At 42.0% G+C, this 21,897-nt stretch carries 23 protein-coding genes and 1 pseudogene; 4 read left to right on the top strand and 20 right to left on the bottom strand.

Annotated elements, in window-relative coordinates; all coding sequences use genetic code 11:
• The first annotated feature begins 59 nt into the window (after window positions 1-59).
• Entirely contained in the window at window positions 60-968 is a 909-nt protein-coding gene (locus QPK24_RS08610; RefSeq protein WP_285747874.1) for a hypothetical protein, read from the top strand.
• A 130-nt stretch (window positions 969-1,098) separates the two neighbouring features.
• Here QPK24_RS08610 and QPK24_RS08605 read toward each other — a convergent pair.
• From QPK24_RS08605 to QPK24_RS08590, 4 genes and pseudogenes are all read right to left on the bottom strand, one after another.
• A pseudogene (locus QPK24_RS08605) lies at window positions 1,099-1,707 on the bottom strand (IS3 family transposase); the annotation flags it as partial.
• Window positions 1,708-1,972: 265 nt separating this feature from the next.
• The gene (locus QPK24_RS08600) at window positions 1,973-2,662 is read right to left on the bottom strand and encodes a helix-turn-helix domain-containing protein (RefSeq protein ID WP_285742199.1); all 690 of its coding nucleotides are present in this window, start codon (window positions 2,660-2,662) and stop codon (window positions 1,973-1,975) included.
• A 119-nt stretch (window positions 2,663-2,781) separates the two neighbouring features.
• On the bottom strand, window positions 2,782-4,299 hold the full coding sequence (locus QPK24_RS08595; RefSeq protein ID WP_285747872.1) for a UxaA family hydrolase: 1,518 nt from the start codon (window positions 4,297-4,299) through the stop codon (window positions 2,782-2,784).
• The gene (locus QPK24_RS08590; RefSeq protein ID WP_285747870.1) at window positions 4,286-5,800 is read right to left on the bottom strand and encodes a tagaturonate reductase; all 1,515 of its coding nucleotides are present in this window, start codon (window positions 5,798-5,800) and stop codon (window positions 4,286-4,288) included. The genes QPK24_RS08595 and QPK24_RS08590 overlap by 14 nt, the downstream gene beginning before the upstream one ends.
• A 132-nt stretch (window positions 5,801-5,932) precedes the next feature.
• Between QPK24_RS08590 and QPK24_RS08585 the strand changes: the two genes are divergently transcribed.
• Complete coding sequence (locus QPK24_RS08585; RefSeq protein WP_285747868.1) at window positions 5,933-6,802, top strand: AraC family transcriptional regulator; 870 nt, start codon at window positions 5,933-5,935, stop codon at window positions 6,800-6,802.
• An 87-nt stretch (window positions 6,803-6,889) separates the two neighbouring features.
• Here QPK24_RS08585 and QPK24_RS08580 read toward each other — a convergent pair whose 3' ends face one another.
• Window positions 6,890-7,477, bottom strand: coding sequence for an HD domain-containing protein (locus QPK24_RS08580; RefSeq protein ID WP_285747866.1), 588 nt, complete (start codon window positions 7,475-7,477; stop codon window positions 6,890-6,892).
• A 244-nt stretch (window positions 7,478-7,721) separates the two neighbouring features.
• On the opposite strand from QPK24_RS08580, the gene QPK24_RS08575 reads away from it, so the two are divergent.
• Entirely contained in the window at window positions 7,722-8,393 is a 672-nt protein-coding gene (locus QPK24_RS08575; protein WP_285747865.1) for a tetratricopeptide repeat protein, read from the top strand.
• Window positions 8,394-8,587: 194 nt separating this feature from the next.
• Here the strand turns inward: QPK24_RS08575 and QPK24_RS08570 are convergent, their stop codons facing one another.
• From QPK24_RS08570 to QPK24_RS08500, 15 genes are all read right to left on the bottom strand, one after another.
• Entirely contained in the window at window positions 8,588-9,661 is a 1,074-nt protein-coding gene (locus tag QPK24_RS08570; RefSeq protein WP_285747863.1) for a phosphotransferase, read from the bottom strand.
• A gap of 90 nt (window positions 9,662-9,751) precedes the next feature.
• Window positions 9,752-10,417: a GDSL-type esterase/lipase family protein gene (locus QPK24_RS08565; RefSeq protein ID WP_285747861.1), complete on the bottom strand. Its 666-nt coding sequence runs from the start codon at window positions 10,415-10,417 to the stop codon at window positions 9,752-9,754.
• A gap of 232 nt (window positions 10,418-10,649) precedes the next feature.
• Window positions 10,650-10,850, bottom strand: a complete 201-nt coding sequence (locus tag QPK24_RS08560) for a hypothetical protein (protein ID WP_285747859.1) — start codon at window positions 10,848-10,850, stop codon at window positions 10,650-10,652.
• Window positions 10,851-10,920: 70 nt separating this feature from the next.
• On the bottom strand, window positions 10,921-11,346 hold the full coding sequence (locus tag QPK24_RS08555) for a GNAT family N-acetyltransferase (protein ID WP_285747858.1): 426 nt from the start codon (window positions 11,344-11,346) through the stop codon (window positions 10,921-10,923).
• A gap of 99 nt (window positions 11,347-11,445) precedes the next feature.
• Complete coding sequence (locus QPK24_RS08550) at window positions 11,446-12,153, bottom strand: hypothetical protein (protein ID WP_285747856.1); 708 nt, start codon at window positions 12,151-12,153, stop codon at window positions 11,446-11,448.
• A 108-nt stretch (window positions 12,154-12,261) separates the two neighbouring features.
• Window positions 12,262-12,777, bottom strand: a complete 516-nt coding sequence (locus tag QPK24_RS08545) for a nucleotidyltransferase family protein (RefSeq protein ID WP_285749199.1) — start codon at window positions 12,775-12,777, stop codon at window positions 12,262-12,264.
• A gap of 195 nt (window positions 12,778-12,972) precedes the next feature.
• On the bottom strand, window positions 12,973-13,692 hold the full coding sequence (locus QPK24_RS08540; protein WP_285747854.1) for a class I SAM-dependent methyltransferase: 720 nt from the start codon (window positions 13,690-13,692) through the stop codon (window positions 12,973-12,975).
• 60 nt (window positions 13,693-13,752) lie between these two features.
• The gene (locus QPK24_RS08535; RefSeq protein ID WP_285747852.1) at window positions 13,753-14,712 is read right to left on the bottom strand and encodes an alpha/beta hydrolase; all 960 of its coding nucleotides are present in this window, start codon (window positions 14,710-14,712) and stop codon (window positions 13,753-13,755) included.
• 182 nt (window positions 14,713-14,894) lie between these two features.
• The gene (locus tag QPK24_RS08530) at window positions 14,895-16,643 is read right to left on the bottom strand and encodes an ATP-binding protein (RefSeq protein WP_285747850.1); all 1,749 of its coding nucleotides are present in this window, start codon (window positions 16,641-16,643) and stop codon (window positions 14,895-14,897) included.
• A gap of 57 nt (window positions 16,644-16,700) precedes the next feature.
• A complete protein-coding gene (locus QPK24_RS08525) occupies window positions 16,701-17,762 on the bottom strand; it encodes a cobalamin B12-binding domain-containing protein (protein ID WP_285747849.1) in 1,062 nt (353 codons plus the stop codon).
• 206 nt (window positions 17,763-17,968) lie between these two features.
• Window positions 17,969-18,427 (bottom strand): MarR family winged helix-turn-helix transcriptional regulator, encoded by a 459-nt coding sequence (locus QPK24_RS08520; protein WP_160036502.1) that lies wholly within the window; start codon window positions 18,425-18,427, stop codon window positions 17,969-17,971.
• Between the two features lie 77 nt (window positions 18,428-18,504).
• Window positions 18,505-19,032 carry a GNAT family N-acetyltransferase gene (locus tag QPK24_RS08515; protein ID WP_407083002.1) on the bottom strand — a complete coding sequence of 176 codons (528 nt, stop codon included), beginning with the start codon at window positions 19,030-19,032 and terminating at the stop codon, window positions 18,505-18,507.
• A 59-nt stretch (window positions 19,033-19,091) separates the two neighbouring features.
• Window positions 19,092-19,763, bottom strand: coding sequence for a ribose-5-phosphate isomerase RpiA (gene rpiA, locus QPK24_RS08510; protein ID WP_285747846.1), 672 nt, complete (start codon window positions 19,761-19,763; stop codon window positions 19,092-19,094).
• Window positions 19,764-19,944: 181 nt separating this feature from the next.
• A complete protein-coding gene (locus QPK24_RS08505) occupies window positions 19,945-20,547 on the bottom strand; it encodes a TraX family protein (RefSeq protein ID WP_407083001.1) in 603 nt (200 codons plus the stop codon).
• Between the two features lie 87 nt (window positions 20,548-20,634).
• Complete coding sequence (locus tag QPK24_RS08500) at window positions 20,635-21,096, bottom strand: GNAT family N-acetyltransferase (RefSeq protein WP_285749196.1); 462 nt, start codon at window positions 21,094-21,096, stop codon at window positions 20,635-20,637.
• 218 nt (window positions 21,097-21,314) lie between these two features.
• Here QPK24_RS08500 and QPK24_RS08495 point away from each other — a divergent pair, with 218 nt between their 5' ends.
• Window positions 21,315-21,785 (top strand): MarR family winged helix-turn-helix transcriptional regulator, encoded by a 471-nt coding sequence (locus tag QPK24_RS08495; protein WP_285747843.1) that lies wholly within the window; start codon window positions 21,315-21,317, stop codon window positions 21,783-21,785.
• The last annotated feature ends 112 nt before the right edge of the window (window positions 21,786-21,897 follow it).

Here is a 21,897-nt window from a genome sequence, read left to right as displayed (position 1 = left end):
ACGAAAATGAAGAATACAAAAAGAGGATTCGATCAAGCACTGAAGGAGTGAACCAAACTATGACCACTTACCCATTATTAGATGTGTCTCATCCGGTTGTGAAAAAAGCCCATCATTTCATGTATACCCATGCTCGCTTGCTGGATCGTTACCGTTTCGAATATGCAACAGGACAAAGATCTGCAGAATCCGTAGTCCAAGCGCTGGCCGCTTATCAAAATCAAGATGGTGGTTTTGGGCATGCACTAGAACCTGATATTCGCACTCCTTTCAGTCAGCCCCAAGGTGCTGAGTTTGCGCTTCATATACTGAGTGAAGTTCACTATTATCCTGAACGGATCCTTACAGGGCTTGGATTTTTCCTGCAGAAACATGCGAATCCGACAACTGGCGGCTGGCCCTATTCTTTTAAGAACGTAAACGATTATCCGCATGCACCCTGGTGGACAACGGAAAAAGAGGACACCGCTTCTCTTAATCCATCAGGTTCTATTATTGGACTACTATATAAATGTAAGGATTGGCATCCATTCCTTAGAGAGAACTGGTTTAAAAAAGCTGTAGAATTTGTTTGGTATTCCCTCGAAAACAGTGAACTAGAAGGATATCATACGCTGATTCAAGCCATACATTTTCTCGAAAATCAAGATGAGAGCGAGCGATCCATTCGTCTTGCACAAAAACTCGATCATATACTAGAGCAGCCTGGCGTCATAGAACTGGATCCAAAAGCAACCGGCTATGTACAAAAAGTGCTGGACTGGGCACCTCGTTCAGACAGCTATGCAGCTCGCTTTATATCAAAAGAGATCACGGAGCAGCATTTGGAGCATCTTCTTTCCTCCCAGCAAGAAGACGGCGGCTGGCCAATCTCTTGGCCTGCGCTAAGTGCAGCAGCTGAAGCAGAATGGCGGGGACATCTCACGATGGAACGACTTAAGACACTCGCTAGTTACGGAATTATCTAAGTGAAGACGCTAGAAAAGGCCAGTAGAGACATGCTTGAAGTGCACCCTGTCAAGTAGACAGATAAAAAAACAAAATTATAAATGTTCAATCCCCTCGGTTATCAAAGCTGAGGGGATTATTTTTTCTTAGTTATGCTGCTTGCCGATATTCGTTAGGGGATAAGCCGTTAAGTCGTTCGGTGTATCGAAAATTATTGTAATAATGGATATAAGTTCTTACACTACGAAGGAGATTGTCGTATGTATCGTATTTCTCCAGATAAAAGCTTTCTGTTTTAAAGGTACCCCAGAATCGCTCAATAGGTTGGTTGTCCAAACACCGACTTACACGAGACATACTTGTTCTAAACTTGTATTTCTTTTGAAGTCGTTGGTATTCATGTGAGGTGTATTGAAAACCTCTATCACTGTGCAAGAGTGGCTTAGCACCTGGGTTCCTTTTGTAAGCTTTCTTTACTGTATTCATAACGAGTTCATTGTTATTGGAATGGCTGAGTACCCATGACACCACGGAGTTGTCATATCCGTCAATAATGGCACTCAAATAGGCCTTACGGCCATTTCCGTACTTTAATTCTGTTACATCGGTGCACCACTTTTGGTTAGGGGCATCCGCTTGGAATTTTCGGTTCATGACATTCTCTGCAATATGAAGGGCTGGAGCTTTCACGTAATTTGGCCGCTTTTTGCGAATCACTGCCCTTAGTTCAAGGGCGCGCATGATACGGTAATAGCGTTTACGGTTGTAGCCTTTTTTAGTTTGCGATTTAACTGAATACGCATTTGACGATAACCGAGTATCCCTTTTCGTTTGTCATAGCGACACTTGACTTCCTTGGCGAGTTTAAGATTTTCGAGTTCCCTGGTGGATGGCGTCCATTTCAGCCACTTATAATAGGCAGATCGGGCGATTCCTGCGAGCTCACAGAGCTTGGTGAGTGCATATCCCTTTTCGCCATGCAGTTCCTTAATCGCTTGATAGATGTCTGCATGCCGAACGTAGGTTAGTGTGTATTTCTTCGCCGGATCTCTGCCAACTTTTTTGCGAGTGCATTCTCCATTTCAAGGTACTCATTACGCGCTTCGAGTTCCTTAATCCGAAGCTTTAATCTTTCCTGTTCATCTAGCTCCTCTAGCGGTTTTTTACGACCTCGGAGGTCTTTTAACCCTTCGTGACCATTCGTTTGATATTTACGAACCCAGGCGTAGACTTGCTGATAAGAGACATCGTACTTGTCGATGGCTTTCTGGTAATCTAAATCATGGGCGATGGTGAATTGTGCAATTTCAATACGTTCTTCGTAAGTCGTTTTCCGTCCTTTATTCATATGAGGGGATCCCATCCTTTTCGGAGTTGGTTTCATTTTCGCCCCTTCAGTATACTTGGAAATCCAGCTCTCTAACACAGATTTACTCGAAATATGGTACTTTTTCACCACTGATCGTACAGAGTGTTCACCAGAAAGTGCATCTTGTATCGCCGCCAGTCGTAACTCTTTGGAGTAAGCTTTCCAACCTTTCGATTTTTTTAAACCTTCCACTCCACCTGCTTGATATTTTCTTATCCATTCGGTAACCGTGCTTTTATGGATCCCCAGTTGTTTTGCCTCGTAGTTGGGATTGGATTCATGCTGCAGGCAACGTCTTACAACCTGAATCTTAATTTCATATGGAATTGGGCTTCTTTTAGACATTACAAAAACTCCCATCATGATAGAGGTAGAAGTTTTGTTTTTTCTACTGTCTACTATGATGGGAGCGTATCATGCTCCTCTCTGCCGGCCTTTCTTATTTTTCAAAAATGATATTACATCTATAAGATAACTCCATCTTTGAAAATCGCGATCTCGCGGAAACCGTAACGTTCACTGTTCGTCACTTTATTTCCCGAAGCAATGTCAATCAGTTCTGCCAGAAATTCATTCGCAAGATCGTCCATCGCTTTTCCTTCGAGCAGCTGACCTGCATTAAAATCAATCCAGTGCTTTTTGCGATTAGCGAGATCCGAATTGGTAGCAATTTTAACAGTAGGAACCGGTCCGCCAAAAGGAGTTCCTCTTCCGGTCGTAAACAGCACAATATGTGCACCTGCTGCCGACAGGGCGGTTACGGATACGAGATCATTACCGGGAGCCTCCACAATGTTGAGCCCTTTTTTCGTTACCTTTTTGCCATAAGCAACTACATCCACTACCTCTGAATGTCCGCCTTTTTGTGTACACCCCAGCGATTTTTCTTCTAATGTGGTGATACCTCCCTCCTTATTACCTGGAGAGGGATTCTCATAAATATTCTGTCCATGGTTTACATAGTATTGTTTGAAATTGTTGATTAAGCTCACAAGCTCTTCATAAACCTCTTCACTGCGAGCTCGGTTCATCAGAATCGTTTCCGCTCCAAACATTTCTGGTACTTCGGTAAGAATGGCTGTACCGCCAGCTGCAACGAGTTTATCGGATACAGCCCCAACGAGAGGGTTCGCTGTGATCCCCGAGAAACCATCGGAACCGCCGCATTTCAGACCAATGGTAAGTTCAGATATCGGAACAGGTTCACGCTCCTGCTTCTCCGCAAGCTCCGTCAGTTCTTCTAATAAGCGCAGCCCTTCGGCCATCTCATCATCAATTTCCTGTGCTTTTAAGAATCGCACTCTCTCCCCATCCTCAGCTGGAATAAACGTCTTAAATTCTTCGATCTGATTATTCTCACAGCCAAGCCCAATGACTAATACGCCGCCGGCATTGGGGTGGGATACAAGGGACGCAAGGAGCTGCTGAGTATACTTAAGATCATCACCAAGCTGTGAACAGCCGAACGGATGAGCAAAATGATAGACCCCGTCCACACGGCCCTGAAATGCTGTATTCCCCATTTTCGCAAGTGCCTCACATACTTTGTTGATACATCCAACCGTATTAATAATCCAGATTTCGTTACGAATTCCAACCTTTCCGTTACTTCGTCTGTATCCCTGAAAAGTATGAAGATTGGCAGGAACAACCGCCGGTTTCTCTAGAGGGGTTTTTATATATTCGTAATCAATCAGTCCGCTTAGTCCTGTGCTGACATTGTGTGTATGAAGCCATCTTCCTGTCTCGATCTGTTCCTTAGCGATACCTATGGAATAACCGTATTTCATAATATGTTCGCCAGCTTGAAGCTCCCTTACGGCAAACTTGTGCCCTTTTGGGACATCCTCTTTCAAAATGATATGTTGTCCGCTGGCTACCTCAATCTGTTCACCTGCGTTTAGATTACGGAGTGCAATGAGCACATCATCATTCGGATGAAGCCGTGTCCAGTCCACTACAGAAGATTCATACGTATTCATTATGCTCCTCCTCTTCCCACTTGTTCAGATGCTCTGCCACTTGATCCCGCAGCCCGGAGATCAGATCAAGGTTCTGTCCCCATATTTGTTCATCTGCCAATATATACGAAACGACCTCATTCATATTAGCGCCGCTATACTGGGACCAATACTGAGCCAAGGATGCAAGCAGCTGTTCCTCATCCCGCAGGATTACTATCTGCCCGCTAAAAGTGCTTGACACATATCCTTTATCCGTATGTTCCGCCCTATATAAACGAAGCAGTGCACTAAAAGAAGTGACGATTCGCTCAGGCAGAACCCCGTTTTTGTTGATACTTTCAAGCAGGGTCGGAAGCAGTCTTACTTTGAACTTAGAGATAGAGCCAAGCATAATATCCGTCAGTTTATGATTGATATAAGGATTCAGGAAACGATCCCACACTTCTTTGACATAACTTTGCATTTCCTCCTCAGGCAGATCAAGGGCAGGAATGATTTCTTTTTCCGCTGCTTCTCTTACAAATACTCCAAGCTCGCTGTCTTCCATCGTCTCACGCACATATGTCTGACCTTTGAGTATGGCTATCGGGGTCATGAGGGTATGAGAACCATTTAGGAGAAGTACCTTCCGAAGCTGAAACGGCTTTAGATCTGAGGTCCAGTGGATATTCAGTCCTGCTTGCGCAAGCGGAAGTCTGTCATCAAGGTCCGGTTCCCCTTCAATCGCCCACAGATGATAAGGCTCAGCTAAGGTCATCAGCTTATCTTCATATCCAAAACGTTCTGTGAGTACAGCCGCCTCTTCCTCGGAAGGGGCACCCGTGACGATTCGATCTACCAAATTATTCAGAAACCGATTGTCCTTCTGTACCCAGTCCCGAAACGAATCCGAAAAACCAAAATCAATACTATGCTGCAGCACGTATTTTTTGAGAACATCTCCATTTCGATCGACAAGCTCGCAAGGCAGAATAAGTAAACCGCTCTCTTTGCTTCCGGAATAGTGAGTATAGCGTTCATGTAAAAACACGGTAAGTTTACCGGGAAAAGAATCGATCGGTACCCCCTCTTCATATCTCGTCTCCAGGTAGGTTAAACCTGCTTCTGTCGTATTGGAGATGATAATATCCAGATCAGGGCTTACCGCCAGCTGTAAAAAATCCTGCCATTCCTCATAAGGATCAATGGTACGAGATAAAATAGGGATGATCGATGTCTTTTCAACAGCCGTCCCATTAACGATACCTCTTGTCAGCAGCGTATACAGACCGTCTTGTTCCCGTATAGTCAGCAGCTTCCCTCTACCTTTCCGTCTAGGCTGGGTTACAGCTACCGTTCCTTTAAACGCACCTTTAACAGCGCTTTCATAAATCATCCAGTCTGCAAACCCCCGTAAAAAATTCCCTTCGCCGATCTGAAGAACTTTCACTGGGAGCTGTTTAATCTCGGCCTTACCTGAATGTAGGTGACTGTTATTGTTCTGTAAACTGAGTCTTGGATAATCCTTTTTTACCGTCACAATCTTCACCCCTATTATTAGTGGTTGTATCCTTATGTAGTTCATTGTATCATCATCTAAAAGAACATAAATTGCTATTTTTGCTTAAAATATACTCCTAGATGATATTGTATGTAGAAGGAGAGAGCAACTATGAAATATGAGCTTGAGGCACCCGTAGATCGGCGGCTAAAAGCAGCAATCGATCTTCCTTTTCGCATGTTATATCATGAAACCAAACTTCCTGAACATGAACTTCCTGACCATTTTCATGACTGGCATGAACTGATTTGTGTACATCAAGGAGAAGGAAAAATGTTAATTGATCACTCGATCGTCGATATTAAAGCGGGAAGTCTTATCATCATCCCTGGCAATACACTTCATCGTACCTTTCAAGAGGCAGAGAATCCGCTGACGTCTTCCGCTTTTTATATCAGTCCTGCTGTCTTTCAAGGTATGGGAGGAGAAGCCGCATCCATTCAGCAGTTTTTTGAAAGATCTCGAAAGTCACGCCATTATATCCAAGTACTGAACCACAAACAAATGGAAGAGTTCGAACGATGGATTGAACAAATTTACACGGAAACCGTAAGTCAGGAGCATCTAAGGACTTATACCACCCTCTTGTTGTTACAGCTGATGCTGATCTCTCTGATGCGGATGACGGAAGCTGTAAAACCTGAAAAAACAACGTTATCAGGGCCGATCTGGATGGCGCAAGCCCTTAAAAGGTTAGACGAGCACCTTCATCAGCCTGTGTTTCTCTCTGAACTTGCGAAGGAAGCTTCCATCTCTACTGCTCACTTTAGCCGAGCTTTTAAACAGCATACGGGGATGACGTTCACCGAATATGTTGCGGCAAGACGTATTATTCTCTCAAAAGAAAAACTGCTGCGTACCGATGATACAATGGCAGCCATTGCAGAAGCCAGCGGGTTTGAGAGTCTTCCGCATTTTTACCGATTATTTAAAAAACATACGGGAATGACTCCTTCCTCCTATCGAAGACGGATGCGCTAAACGTTCTATTTGTTTGGGGTATCTACTAAAAAAAGAAGGATGCCTCTTGGTTTAAGAGGATCCTTCCTTCTACGTACTGGATTTGTCTCACGGTAACAGGTAACCCTTCTCTACCGCTTCATTAATCAGTTCATTAGCATATGTGTCTAGAGCAGGAGACACCTCTTTTAACACCGCCAGCCTTTTTCTAACCGACACAGCAGATACTTGATTAGCTCTCCATGCTTTGCCTTCGGTATAAAAATTGTGAAGGACCGGCTGCAGACGATCCATCGCCGCCGCATACTTCGCCTCTTTTGTCAGGCCTTCTTCAAATTCTAACCACAAGTTCATCCATTCCTCTTTTTGTTCTTCCGGAAGCAGCCCATAGATTCGTTTTGCTGCCGCAAGTTCTCTATCCCATTTGTCTTCATATCCTTTGACATCGTAAGCGAACGTATCTCCCGCATCGATTTCTACCAGATCATGAATGAGAAGCAGGTGCAGCACTTTTGTCATATCTAAATCCTCATCACTATGTTCTTTCAGCAACAAGGCCATAACAGCAATATGCCAACTATGTTCCGCATCATTCTCGTGTCTTTCTTGATTCATTAGATAAGACTGCCGAAATACGTGCTTCAATTTATCAATTTCGCGAACAAACTCAATTTGTTGTCTGATTTTCTCTGACATGATTGTACTCCTTTTTCCACTTTATTTACTTCCATCTTACTAGACTTATAGAAACTCTGTCACGAGCGTATATGGTATAATATTGAAATGTTCGCTTCAGCGCGAGATACAATCATATGCTGGAGAAGGTTCAGAATAAAGTGACTCGGCGTGTATCGGAAGCAAACTCGGCAAGGTTCGTAATGCCATAACATGCATAGGTTCGACATGAGGAGTTTACTAATTATTTATCAGGGGGAAGGTTATGAGTAAGTTTTTACTATTTGGTTTGCTTTTCTATATCATTGGTAATCCGTTTATTGCTATTATTGTACTGTTTCTTATTTTTTATCTTCTCGATCGGCGTTTTGTCGGTGTATTTCCAAGCATCACAAAACCTGTTAAACGGATGCGAAGCATCTCCAAAAATCGTCAGCAAATTGCGCTGAATCCAAATGACGTTACCTCTAAATTTGACTTAGCAAGACTCCTGATTGAACGCAAAAAGTATAGGGAAGCTCAGCAGCTACTGCTATCGATTGAGTCTTCTTATGATCACTCAGCAGAATATTGGGATATGGTCGGAACGACAGAAATCCACCAAGGGCAGCTTGAACAAGGGGAACAACATATCCTGCACGCAGCAAAACTGAATCCAAAAGTAAAATACGGCCAACCTTACCTTCGCCTCGCTTCCGCTTACAAGGATAAGGATCAGGCTAAGGCACTTCAATATGTAGAGAAATTTCAAGACATCCAGTCTTCCTCCAGTGAATCTTTCTATTACCTCGGACTTGTCTACGGAAAGCTCGGCCAAAAGGATGAGGCAAAAGAAGCCTACCGTCAGTCCATTGACGTATACCGCTCTCTGCCTAAATATAAAAAGCGGCAAGAGCGCCGCTGGGCTGTCCGCAGTTTTTTTCGGAAATTAATATAAGTGAATCAATTTCATAATACCTTTAGTTGCTTTAATCAGGGGTATATATAGATCAAAATGGTTTTGTTTGTCTATATATAGTTACAAATTCATCATTTTAATGAGTTATGAAATTGATTCAAGTACATCCCATTCCTAAACTTATTAAAACGCTGTTCTCTTCCTTATCTGCCCGAAGAGACAGCGTTTTTTTATTATAGCCATTGTCTTACTCTAGTCTGATGTAACGCAAGCCACCTTACACAGCTTATTAACTTCTGCAGCTGATCGCGAACGATATCTGCTGGATCAATTCCTTTATGATACCGAGCCAAAAAATGCATGACCACATCTACTCTGCGAAGAAGCACAAGAGACGGAATCATGTCCTTCTCTTCGGGTAATAGAGAAACTTCGGAAGCATAACCGCTGATCAGCGCTTGAAGATTGTTCCACCTCTCCTCTTCTGCTTGTGTGTTATCGTTCTCATCCAAAATCATGCCAGTGATGAGATCGGAAAGAGGAACAGCGAGTTCCATCACACGAAGATCCCAAGTAGCAAACTCAAAATCAAGGATTGTGGTTATATCCCCATCTTCATTGACTAAAATATTCGAAGCATTCAGATCTCCATGTACGAGTTGGTGAGGAAGATCTTCGAGTCCCCCGCGAGTCTTGGTAAACAGCTCTTCAATGGCTTCTGCGATTTCGTTGGTTTCTTGATGCAGGGACTGAAAAGACGAGTCAGGTTGCTGTAGAAAACGAAGGAACGTTGCTGGCGAAATTTCCGGATAAGCCAGATCCAATCTGTAGTAAGGTGGATACACAGGCGCTAAAGGCACCGTTATCCGGGACAATGCGAGTGTAAGCTGGCCCGCTTTTTGTCCCAATTGAAGGTATTGATTCGGCCCCATTCGTACCGCATTACTCCCTTTTTGATAGTGAAATAAGGCCCCGATTTTCCCTTCCTGAAGAGTAAATGTCGTATCTTCCAATGTTGGTACCAGCTGCGGGTAAACAAACTTTTGCTTATGTATTGCAAGACTCTTCAGAATAGCATGTTCATACTTAACCTTATCAGCATCCTGATGACAATTGTAATTACGCAGTACATATCGTTTCTCTTTCAGATGAATCAAGTACGTAGAGTTGTTCATTCCTCCCGTTAACCGCTCAATGATACAACTCTCTAATTCTGTTCCTGATGAGTCTTCAACATAATTCTTAAGCATACGGCGAACGCGTACTTCTTCTTCTCTAGTGATAGAGGGCTTGTTCGATGTTTCCATATACGGGTATGCTCCTTCTTCTATAGTCAAGTATTCTCCTGATCGAAGCGTAGAGGATACAAGCTGGATTTGCTTGCACCCTTCCTATTCTTATTTCTTCTTTTTGCGTAAGGTGTAAGGCTTCTCCATCTGTAACAGCGGAGCATAACCTGTACGATCCAGCTGTGATTCGATAACCCGATATCCTTTACTGCTTGGATGGACCTTATCCAAAAATAATAATTCCCTTTCTCTTCCCTGAAAAGCGTAAAGAAGCTGGGCTGTAGCTATTTTATGACTATCTAGACTTGTAAGAAAATCATTATATTGTTTCACCCAATGATAGGCAGCCTCATTCTTAGACAGCGGATTATACAGTCCAACGAGCCGAATAAAGTAAGGTGAATCCTTTTTTAAAGATTGAATCTGGGAAAGAATCTCTCTCATATTGTGCTCACATACGTCCAAAGTCTGAGTGAATAATGGAGAACTCAGATTCCACCTCGTTGAACGAGCTGCCTGAATCAGATCATTCCCGCCAATAGAGATCGTAATAATATCAGCATGTACAATGAGATTGCGCAAGTACTGATTGTATTTTACCATGGATAGAAGTCTTTGGGAGGTGAGTCCATTGATTCCCTGGTTGCTTACAAGAACCGTACTTCGTAAATGATACTCCAGTCTTTTTTGATAGAGTGGTACAAACCCGCTTCCGAATAAAGAGCCAATCCCTACCGTCAGTGAATCGCCAAGTGCCAGATAACGGTACACCATTTCTACTCCTCCTTTCTCTATGACTTCATGAATTTCAGAAGAATATGACAAGGGTAGTGATCATACAACATATGTAAAAAAGGAAGCAGGCGGCACGGCAAGTTCTCTTTCCTCTCCTTTTTTATAAAAAAACAAAAAAGACATATACTCCTGAAGAGGATGAAACCATCCTTTTCAGAATCATATATGTCTAGTCTATAAGTTACGTATCAAATGACCTTCTTTGTTGTGACTAGGTAACAAGAGTAATAATACTACCGATCAACATTCCAGCGACAAAAAAGATTCCGCTCAGCGGAACTTTAACTTTACGATGCTCCGCATAAACGATAAGCAAAAATAATAACAAGAAGCTAATTTTCAGCCAAAGAAAAACAAAGGGAACTGCAAGTCCAAGAAGTAAACCGATGATTCGATACACTGTGGTAGACAAATGCATATACTCCTTCTCTTAGTACCGTGATGGATAATACGTAGGTCTTGCTGTTCTCACTTAAGATGGATTATTCCTCTTCTTCTACTTCAAACACACAGCGGAAATGTTCCACGCCAGGGTATTTCTCACCGAGGCTATAGACCATAAAGCCAATATTCCGGAAAAAATCAACCGCATCTTCTTCGATCTCTGCGGTGACGATTTCAGGCTTTAACGTACCGATCATCTCCGAGATAATACCGCGACCATAATCTTTCAGCCGGTTCTCTGGCAGGACAGCGAGATGCTTGATTTTCACCTCTTGATTTTGTTTCTCGATTCCGATGAGAGCCACTAACTGTTCTTCATCCTCGAAACCGTATAACGTCATTGCTTCTTGTTCCTTATATTCCTTCAGGGCAGCAAGTACATATTCCTGCTCTGGAAGGGTAGCGTATTCAATGAGTTCCTGTACTATAGGATCTTCCAAACGATCTTGTAAAGAAATAAACAATGTATATCCTCCTATTCATGCGCATGTACTATACGTACTTTAGGGCTTTTACATGAATATTTCAAGTCTATTATACAATCCCACACCTACATTTCATTTTCAACCTTGATATGGATTGTTGCTGTACACCTCTTCAGCAGGATTGGACGAGGAACTATACGCTGACCAAGAAGGTAACAAGAAACGTAATTCTTCCGCTGTCTCTTGTATAAATTGTTCTATCCGTTCAATATCCATGAGCCGCAGTGAACGAGGTTTAATCGGTTCTTCCAATTTACGAAGGATCGCAAACCGATAGTCATCTACTTCTTGAAGAGAGACAAGACTCCCCATGGATACAGCAGGTGCGTATTCAAGTAATTCGAGTAATTGCTTTGTCTCTGGATGCGTATCCATGAGTATGTATTCGAGTTGTGTGACGTCCCGGTGATAAAGCGATTGAAACGAGCGAAACTGCATATACCATCGGTACAGAAAAATACTTTCTGCTAGATTTTCCATGCCTTTATATACGGTTTCGGCCCATCTCAAATCAACGTATATATGCGCAGCATACCCCATTAAAAATTGTCTGTAATCTTCGCCAAGATGAATATTGGTATGTGATACATGAAACTGCTGAATCTCTCTTACCCGCGGCAGAATCCCGTCCACATTACAGAGATGAGCGTTCCACTTCATTTGTTCATTCATATTCCGTCTTGTAGTAACAGCATTCGGTGCAATGTTGCCCAGAATAAAAGATGGTGATGGACGTCCTTGTTGAACCAGATGGGCAACCGTTAAATGTACCATTGGCCAAGGCATACTTTATTTCCCCCGCTTTTTCCCCTAATAAAATAGAAACAGGATAGATATTCTCTATTATTGTATCTTTTTCTCTCTACCTCATGTTTCTCTACCATCTATGAGCTGTCAGTCCATCATGAGCAATAAAGGCCAGTGATCCAGCCATTGCTTTTCAAATACTCTTTGTCTATAAAGCCCGGTATTCCGGAAATATGGACTTTTTTTCACATTCATCTCGAACAGATCATTCAATCCAAATGGAGCTATGATCTCCAGTTCATCTTGATCATTCAGACGAATCGCAACCGCAGTCGCTGTCTCCGTCCAGTACCGCATGGCATCTTCTACGGATTGGTAGGGAGGATCCATATTATATTCATGCATTCTTGCTTGATTCTTGACTTGCCATTTCCGCCCAATCTGCCCTGACTGCAGTTGTTTCTCATACTGGATATCAATCCATTCATCTAACTGCTTAGGATCATAATAAATAACATCAATATCATTCAGCGGAGTCGCCTCTTTATATTCGTGCAGTTCATCCCACACCCGGTTCCTTACATAACCAGCGGCTATACACCCCTCTGGTAAGCCAAGTTCGCGAACCCGTTTAAGGTCATCAATAATTTGCGGCTGATTCATGATATCTCGCAGACGTTCTTCATATGTCAAATGTGATCGTCCTCCTTTTCTTTTATACGATTTTGTCTAAAACGACACTTTATAGACTCACATCCTTAATTATAGATTGAACTTACTACAGCGACAATGAATTGTTTGCACTTATATTCATAAAATAAAAAAACAACAGACTTCATCCAGCCTGTTGTTTTTTACCTATTTTCTTTTTCTAGCAGCAAATCGGAGTAACTGACAGCGGAATTCCGTAGGCTCATCATACTTTTCTTCAGGAATCGCCTGTGTGACTCGCTCCGTAAATAGAATATCCCAGTCGTCCTGATAACGATCGGTTAATAAATCCTCTGCATATTGCGTAGGTAGATTGAGTTCAATCAGCGGTTTGATTGGTTCAAGATTCGAAAGTTTTACTTCCTCTACCCCGGTACTCATCGTAATGAGATTTATTCCGCCTATTTTTGTACCTGCCAGCATTCGGTACAGTACCTGATGGAGTGCTTCTTCAGAAGATACATGTTCAAGACAGGAGCAGGCTGCGATATAATCATACCGGTTTGGCTCAATCTCATAATGTTCAATGTCCGCCTGTTCCGCCGTAATGAATTGATCGACTTGATATTTTTTGGCATGCTCCTGTAAGCTATCAATCGCTTCCTCTAGCAAATCTACCGCTACAACTCTGCTGTTCGTTCCGCGCAGTTTATCTGCGATCGCAATCGTATTCCTGCCTGCACCTGCCCCAAGATCTAACACAGTGAGTTGATCATTGAAATCTTTTAATCGGTCAAGCGTCTCCATGACAATCGGCATGGGTCCGGCCATCCAAGTTCCTTCTTCATAAAGATCGTGCTCTTTATAAAAATTACGATGATAGGTTTCTTCCATTTTGCGTGCTTCTTTAAATTGTTGTTCAGACATACGGGCCCATCCCCTTTCCAAATTTGTTGTTTGAACTACCATTACCCAAAATAAAACCGTTTATAGCCACTTTTCCCTTCTTATTTCCGTATCTTCTCCCAAATACCGGGTTACAAAATCTATTACATGACGTTTATATCCCTCCGGTTCTACTAGATACGAAGTACCATGTGCAGCTTCAGGAACAATATATAAATATTTATCACCAGCACTCTCTCGGTACAATTCATGAGCCATAGAGACAGGAACGAAGGTATCTTCTCCTCCATGGATATATAAAATAGGCAGCTGTGTTTGTTTAACTTGCTTTAAGGCAGACGCTTCCGCAAAACGATATCCGGCTTTCCACCTCGTATATAGACTGATTAGCGGAAGGAACGGAAAAGAAGGAAGTTTGAACATCTGCTTCATTTGGTAAGACAATTCATCTTTGACCGAGGTGTACGCGCAGTCCGCTACAATTCCTTTCACTAGGGAGGGCAGTTTCTCACCGCTTGCCATGAGAACAGCAGCAGCCCCCATTGAAATACCGTGCAGCAAAATTTCACTGTCCTCTCCCGTCTTTTCAATCACATAATCAATCCATCTCATGAGATCAAGCCGGTCATGCCAGCCAAACCCAATATAGTCGCCTTCACTTGCCCCATGACCTCGGTGATCTGGAATTAATACACGAAAGCCAAGCTCTTCTACATAAAATCGAGCAAACCCCGCCATCTCGTATCCGCGCCCAGTATACCCGTGGGATAAGATAACAACCTTGTTCTCTTTCCCTTTCCCCGGTATCCAGGTACCGCAAAGTTTTAATCCGTCAAAAGAAGTGATTTCCACTTGTTCAGGCAATTGAGATCGGATCCAGGAGTAATCTGAACTCGTAGAAACCGCTTTATCTCCCGCCACCTGTCCCGTTTTCTTTGTAAGAATCGGTTTAGGTGCTCTTTTAATGGCTATTTTATAAAAATAAGAGACTGATGCCCAAAGTACTGCTGCAATAATGAGAATAACTAAGAAAACCCACATCCAATTTCTCCCCTCTATTTCATTCATTTCATTCTTGTTTTCTTTAGCATGATAAAAGCTTCACCAAGCATCCTATATTGTACTTAAACCGTCTATGATTTCCTAACCTGCAAACCTGTTTTTCAGCGCACAAAAAAAGGTATCCGAATGACGAAACGGATACCTTTTTCATAAACTTAGTATTATTGATGTACTGATGAAAGAACCTTCTTAATCTCGCTGCAAGCCTTCTCGTAAGCAGGTAAGAGCAGTTCCTTCAATCGTTTAGGTTCTTCAAGACAACCCATTCTTGCCGATGTTTCTATCTTTCCTAATAACAAGGAGAGATGTTCAATTCCCAAACTAAGACTGCTCGATTTCAAGTCATGTGCAGAGTTGATTACTTCACTATATTGATTATTATGAATATGATGAAGTAATTGATCTATTTTGCTTGGCGTATCCGCTTGATACATATCAAGCAAAGATTCTAATAACTCCCCCTTCTTGTCCTCACTAAGGTTCAATAGCTCCATGACCACTTCCTCATTTAGAATAGAATCATCATGCATTTCAGGAAGCCATCTCTGCATCATTTCTCGCAGTGTTTCTAGAGTGATTGGCTTAGGTAAGTAATCGTCCATACCTGCCTCGAGACATTCTTTACGCTGCCTCTCTGTAACATTCCCCGTGAGCGCGATGATGGGAGTATGCGGGCGCATTTCATCCTGTTCGATCTGGCGGATTTTTCTGGTTGCTTCGATTCCATCGAGCTTCGGCATCATATGATCCATCAGTATAGCGCAGTACGTTCTACTGAGATAAGCGGCAACCGCTTCTTCTCCATTCTCCACCGTATCTATATTTGTAATTCCAAGCTTCTCTAACTGAACAAGAACAACCTTACGGTTAATACTGTTATCTTCTGCTATAAGGATTGGATGTTCAATAGAAGTGCACGGAATGCAGTCTGTGGTTTCCAGTGTCACCGCTGTTAAACGGTTCATATCCAATTCATTTGCAGCGGGAATCTTCGTCTCGCCGTTAGATTTAATTTCAAAAGAGACTTCGATCCAAAAAGTAGACCCTTCTCCATAATCACTGATGACACCAATCTGACCATCCATCAGATTTACAAAGTATTTGCTAATGGAGAGTCCAAGACCGGTCCCGCCATACTTAGACTGTTGTCCATCAGAAGTCTGGGCATAAGGTCTAAACAACTTAGACTGATCTTCCTTTGTAATACCAATACCGGTATCTGTAACTTCGATTCGAAGCTTTTGTCTCTGGTCTGATTCAGATAAAACCCGAATTCGTGTATAGATTGATCCGTCCTGCGTGAATTTGATGGCATTACCAACCAGATTCATGAGTATTTGAGTTACTCTGGTACCATCACCAATTAACGTATCAGATAACGAGTCATCAATTTCTGAATACAGTTGATTACCGGATTTATCCGCTTTTGCAGATAAAAGCATATTGACATGTTTCGAAATGCTTCGTAGATTCATATCGGAAGGATTTAATTTCATTTCTCCCGCTTCAAGCTTGGAAAGATCTAATATATCATTTATTAAATAGAGCAAAAGTTGAGACGACTCCTGAATAACAGCAACCGATTGACGCTGTTCCTCCGTAAGCGATGACATTAATAAGATTTCAGTCATTCCAATAATTCCATTCAAAGGCGTTCGAAACTCATGACTCAGCAAGGCTAGAAATTCACTTTTTGCTTCACTTGCCTGAACTGCCTGATTTTTCGCTTCATTCAGTCTGGAATTGTTTTTGGCAAGTTCCCTCTGTAACGTAACCAGATCGTTATTCATACTTGAAAATTCACTGAGTACGGTCTGCTCATGCTCTTTACTCTTAATTATTTCCCTGTTAAGTTCAGCAATGATATTTCTCAGTTTTGTCATCTCGTGTTCATTAAAATTTGAGGGCATATCATCCCTCCTCTCTTATAGATCACCTATAATGAAACACGAAGCAGGATTTATTCTTCACTTGGAAGAAAGCAGGGAATAAGCTACTTCAATGGCACTACCGGCATCATGAGCATACCCATCTGCCCCAACTTCTCTCCAAAGCTCTGGGTCAATATTAAAAGGAAGTCCTCCAACGATAATAAACACGTGTTTCGTTGCAGGATTACTTCGCACCTCTGAAATTAACCGTTTTGCTAAATGAACATGAAAAGTCATCGTCACAGATAATGCAAGTACGTCCACATTATATTTTTGAATTGATTCCGTAATACCTTCTTTCGGAACACTCGCACCTAAATAATAGGTGTCCCAACCTTCCATCTCAAAGTGATCCGTCAGCATTCTAAGACCAACTTCATGCAGTTCACTGCCTACACATGCAGCGAGTAATTTATAGCCATTGTTCTCTTTGGTCAGCCAGTAAGGATAAAGCTTAGACATATTCGCCTGTGTGGCAGCCGTACATAAGTGCTCTTGAGCCACAGTAATACTGCCCATATGCCATAACCTGCCGATCTCCAGCTGTGATCTTTGAAAAATATATAGATAGATATCTTGGATGGGAGTTTTTGCCGCAAGCAATTGCTCAATAACAGACCAAGCTCCCTTACGGTCGGCAGATAGCAGGGACTGAAGATATAACTCTGTATGTTCACGGTATGGCTGGTTTTCCGCGATATACGTAGATATAGGCTGAGCGGTAGCAATTTCCTGCATACCTTTCTCTAAATAGTCAAGTAAAATTTCCCGGTCCGATTCTTTATATGTTTGTTCTAAGATTTCTTGGATTAAAGTAAAGTTAATGCGTAAGTCTTCCTCTGTTACTTGATATCTCGCAACTAATATTTTTAGCCAAGACACATATTGTGTAAAAAGAGAGGGACTCTTCATCATAACACTCTCAGCCAAAAAACTCAGACTATATTTTGTATCTTGTTTTGTTTTGATTCTGCCTGACGGGCCATATTTCAGTTCTAATTCAGGTTGTAATTTGTACTGTCTATCTGTAATTTGCTCAGCAAGGCGATCCACCTGTCGCAAGAGGACTTCCCTAGCTGCATCATAGGTATCATTCATCAAAATGCAGCTCCCTTCTTGTGAAAACTGATGTATTATTAACGCCCTACACTAAAAATCTAAAATGAAACAGAAATCCATTTTTCTCAGACTGTATCTCAATTCCAACTATTTAATTGTCCCACACTATAAAACAACATGCAAGTAATTGCCAATTTCAATCAAAACAAAACCGACCTTGCTAAGGTCGGTTTAACATACGAATTTCATCTTTCTATTTCTTGTCCACTCGCCGATAATCCAAGCTTTTTCAGCAGACGAATCGCTTCTATTTTCTCATCATCGGTTAGTCCTTGCTCTGCTTCTTTAATGACTTCATGATGGCCTGGAAAAATACGCTCAAAAAAAGCGGTTCCCTCATCCGTCAGTTCTGCATAGATTACCCTTCTATCTTCCAAGGAAGCTCTGCGTAGCAGCAAATTTTTACTTTGCAGCTTGTCCACTACATAGGTAATATTACCGCTTGACATAAGTACCTTTTCCCCAATCTTTTGCAAGGGCTGAGGTCCCTTATGATATAACAAATCAAGCACTCCGAATTCCGTCGTATTCAGACCATGACTCTGAATGTCTCGATTCGATCTTGCAGTTACAGCGTTATAGGCTCTAGCTAGAACCACAAACAACTGAAGCGACAAATCTCTCTCATCGCGTAAATTAGACATAACCTTGCCTCCAATAGCCTCTATCAATAAAAATATCCACTTACTTCCACGTTACAAATGGGTCATGGAGTAAATCATCAACATAAGTGGTGTGCTTCCCATTCCTCTCGCAACATCCCCATTCGGATTGAATCATAATAAATTCCATCTACGATTCTGCACTTCCGCATACGGCCTTCTACTTGCATTCCGAGCTTTGTACCCACACCCATCATTCGTACATTTCCAGACCATGTAGTAAGACCTATCCGAACAATAGGAAGCGTCTGAAACAGATAAGTAATCCAGCATTGCATGGCTTTTGTACCGCATCCTTTATTCCAGTCCGCTGCTTGATACATCACTATACCTGTTTCAATCCACATCGACTGCGAATCTTCGATATAGTAGGATAAAGTCCCTAGAATCTGACCGTTTACTTCCATAATGACCCAAGAAGGTACTTCCTTTGAGGTTGCCTTTTCAACTGACTTATGAAAATCTTCCCGGCTCTCATGCACTAAGGGGTAATAGGGTGCATCCCACTTTTTCCACTCTGGATTGGTTTCACCATAGATGAACTGATATAAATCATCGATATCTTTTTCTTCAATGGTACGTAGAATTACCTCATCTAGTTTCCCGAGAATTTGTCCGATGACTTATCTTCCTCTCTTAAAAAAAGTTACCTTTTCTTGAGCTCAATTGACCCGTCACTGTGAGATACCACCACGGTATCTGCCAGATCGACGAACAAACCATTATCAACGACACCTGGAATCATATTTAACTTTTGATTAAGTCCCTCTGCATTAGAGATGCGCCCAAGCAGACAGTCTGCAATATAGTTTCCGTTATCCGTCACATATTTCTCTTCGCCGTTCATGCGCCACTGTGGACGGCAGCCAAGCTGATCCAGTGCCTGAAATGTCCATTCATGTGCAAAGGGAACGATCTCCACAGGCAATGGGAATTTACCAAGCGTATGAACAATTTTGCTCTCATCAACCACAATAATGAGCCGTCTGCTGTTCGTGGCCACAATTTTCTCCCGCAAAAGTGCACCGCCGCCACCTTTAATCAGATTTAATCTGCCATCGACTTCATCAGCACCATCGATCGTAAGGTCGAGTCTACCCATCTCCGCAAAAGGAATAAGAGGGATTCCCAATTCCCGCGCCTGATCCTCCGAAGCTTTGGAGGTAGCTACTGTCTGAATATTAAGTCCTTCTTCTTTCATTCTTTCGCCTAGTCGTTTAATAGCCCAATAGGCCGTAGATCCTGTACCTAGTCCTACTTTCATTCCATCTTTAACGAAATCCACTGCTCTTTCTGCTGCTGCCTTTTTTAGTTCCACTAAATTCTCAACTCCCAATCTATGTTTAGCAAAACAAATCATTATACCACTTCGTGGAATAGATTCAACTTATGTTCTATTGTAACCGATTCATATACATGAAGGAATAACACCATAGAAAAAACAGCACAAGATATGTACTGTATATCACCTATTATATATAGGAAGCTTTTATACCGTATTACACGATTCGAATAACGGCAAGTACCGCAAGATGTAACGGATAGAAACTTACCCATAGCCAGCGCGGAACGGTAGAGCGAAAGGAAGCTCCCTTGTCCATTAAGTAAGCTATATATACCGTTGCTAACGTGCTCCAGATTTGAAGTTCAGATACCACCATATCCGCGATATTAAGCAGCAAATGAGCACCCACCATGACCATACCTTCCGTGTATCTATAGATGAGAACCAGAAAGAGGCCATAGATCCCATAGTCCATCGTGGATAATTCCATGAGAAGACCACAGATGATAACGATCAGAACTTTAACGATTATACTTTGAGACTTATCCAGCAGCTGAAGAACAAGCAGCGAGGACAATAGTGTCCAGATTACATTCAAATTCGAGTGCTGGAAAGCAAGCATAAATGGGATCTGCGAAATGATTGCCAGCAAAAGTAAACGATAAGTATAGCGTTTCATATTCCTTGTGTATTTATAACCGAGATATGTCGAAAACGCATAGATCGGAAAGGCAAACCTTCCAATCATCCGAAATATCCCTTCATCCTGATAAAAAATAGCACCTATATGATCAATCAACATGGTAAGCATTGCAATCCAGTGCAGCAGGTACCCCCCCTTATGTTCCGTAGCTGTATTATGCCATAAGGATTCTTCGGATTACAATGAACCCTGGGTATACAATCAAGATCTTGTGAGAAGATAATAATGATAAAAATGGTTGTCTCTTATATATCCTTCAGACTCATACAACTTCTGAGCTGCACTATTATGTACTGAAGTGGATAAAGCCAGTCCCTTTGCTCCTGTAAGGCGGGCCATATGTTCTGCTTCTTGCAGCAGAGCTCTTCCAGCTCCCCATCTTCTCGCTTCTTTTCTCACATAGAGATCATTTAGAATCCACTGAGACTGAAGGGAAACAGACGAAAACGAGGGATACAGTTGCACAAAACCAACAGGCTCATCTGTTCCTTTGATCTCAGCATAATAAATGACAGACTGCTCATTTTCCATTCTCTCCATTAGAAAAGCTTCAGCACGCTTTGGATCAGACGGCTGCTCATAGAATACACGGTACTCATCAAATAGGATCGCAAGTGCAGGTACATCCTTTTTTTCGGCGCGTTTTATAGTCAGCTTGTCCATATTTGTCAATGGAATCCCTCTTCTCTCAATTTAGTTATTTAAGTTCACTCTTTGATTATAAGAAACATGAATGCTTTATTATATAGTTTACACTGAAAATTTTGTGTGATCTGGGAAAATTTTTGTATAACGTTATTTGTAAATTTTTTTGACATGAATAAAAACAGTCAATAATATTAGTTTAACAAGTATTTTATATAGGAGGATTAACTAACACATTGAATAAGTTTACACTTGAACATTCGCTTGGCTTTATGCTCGGCGTTGCTTATAGACGTTCTGTTCATCTAATGAATCAACTTTTGAAACAATATGAGATTACTACCGAGCAGTGGTCTGTCCTATTTCACATCTACTCTCACGAAGGTCTGAATCAACGCGAAATTGCCTCAAGAGCTTATAAGGATCAACCAACCACTACACGGATTATTGACATGCTGGAAAAGAAAAATGTAGTCGTTCGTAAACCGAATCCTGCCGATCGCAGAGCATATGAACTATTTCTTACGGATGAAGGTGCTCATCTATGCCGCTTAATTCTTCCTCTTGAAGAGAAATTAAATGCAGATTTTGCGGAGATCATTCCCGAAGAAGATATGAAAGTTTTTCTCCGAGTATTGAACGAATACCACACTCATGTGCAAAAACAACAAGAAGAAGTATACGAACAGAAGAACAGCTCAAAGTAACAGGAGGTGAGGGGCGAACCCCCTTCCCTGTGAGTAGAGCTGCTCTAAAATGATATTATAGTGGCCACGGATGTCATCCTCGTAAAAAGCCCATTCCTTGAACTGAAGGAAT

Source organism: Paenibacillus polygoni (genome assembly GCF_030263935.1).
Lineage (GTDB): Bacteria > Bacillota > Bacilli > Paenibacillales > Paenibacillaceae > Paenibacillus > Paenibacillus polygoni.
This window is presented reverse-complemented; position numbering and strand designations above follow the sequence as displayed.

Coding starts and splice junctions, on each gene's coding strand:
- QPK24_RS08610 (WP_285747874.1), top strand. CDS start 60: ATGACCACTTACCCATTATTAGATGTGTCTCATCCGGTTGTGAAAAAA.
- QPK24_RS08600 (WP_285742199.1), bottom strand. CDS start 2,662: ATGTCTAAAAGAAGCCCAATTCCATATGAAATTAAGATTCAGGTTGTA.
- QPK24_RS08595 (WP_285747872.1), bottom strand. CDS start 4,299: ATGAATACGTATGAATCTTCTGTAGTGGACTGGACACGGCTTCATCCG.
- QPK24_RS08585 (WP_285747868.1), top strand. CDS start 5,933: ATGAAATATGAGCTTGAGGCACCCGTAGATCGGCGGCTAAAAGCAGCA.
- QPK24_RS08580 (WP_285747866.1), bottom strand. CDS start 7,477: ATGTCAGAGAAAATCAGACAACAAATTGAGTTTGTTCGCGAAATTGAT.
- QPK24_RS08575 (WP_285747865.1), top strand. CDS start 7,722: ATGAGTAAGTTTTTACTATTTGGTTTGCTTTTCTATATCATTGGTAAT.
- QPK24_RS08570 (WP_285747863.1), bottom strand. CDS start 9,661: ATGGAAACATCGAACAAGCCCTCTATCACTAGAGAAGAAGAAGTACGC.
- QPK24_RS08565 (WP_285747861.1), bottom strand. CDS start 10,417: ATGGTGTACCGTTATCTGGCACTTGGCGATTCACTGACGGTAGGGATT.
- QPK24_RS08550 (WP_285747856.1), bottom strand. CDS start 12,153: ATGCCTTGGCCAATGGTACATTTAACGGTTGCCCATCTGGTTCAACAA.
- QPK24_RS08545 (WP_285749199.1), bottom strand. CDS start 12,777: ATGAATCAGCCGCAAATTATTGATGACCTTAAACGGGTTCGCGAACTT.
- QPK24_RS08540 (WP_285747854.1), bottom strand. CDS start 13,692: ATGTCTGAACAACAATTTAAAGAAGCACGCAAAATGGAAGAAACCTAT.
- QPK24_RS08535 (WP_285747852.1), bottom strand. CDS start 14,712: ATGTGGGTTTTCTTAGTTATTCTCATTATTGCAGCAGTACTTTGGGCA.
- QPK24_RS08530 (WP_285747850.1), bottom strand. CDS start 16,643: ATGCCCTCAAATTTTAATGAACACGAGATGACAAAACTGAGAAATATC.
- QPK24_RS08525 (WP_285747849.1), bottom strand. CDS start 17,762: ATGAATGATACCTATGATGCAGCTAGGGAAGTCCTCTTGCGACAGGTG.
- QPK24_RS08520 (WP_160036502.1), bottom strand. CDS start 18,427: ATGTCTAATTTACGCGATGAGAGAGATTTGTCGCTTCAGTTGTTTGTG.
- QPK24_RS08500 (WP_285749196.1), bottom strand. CDS start 21,096: ATGGACAAGCTGACTATAAAACGCGCCGAAAAAAAGGATGTACCTGCA.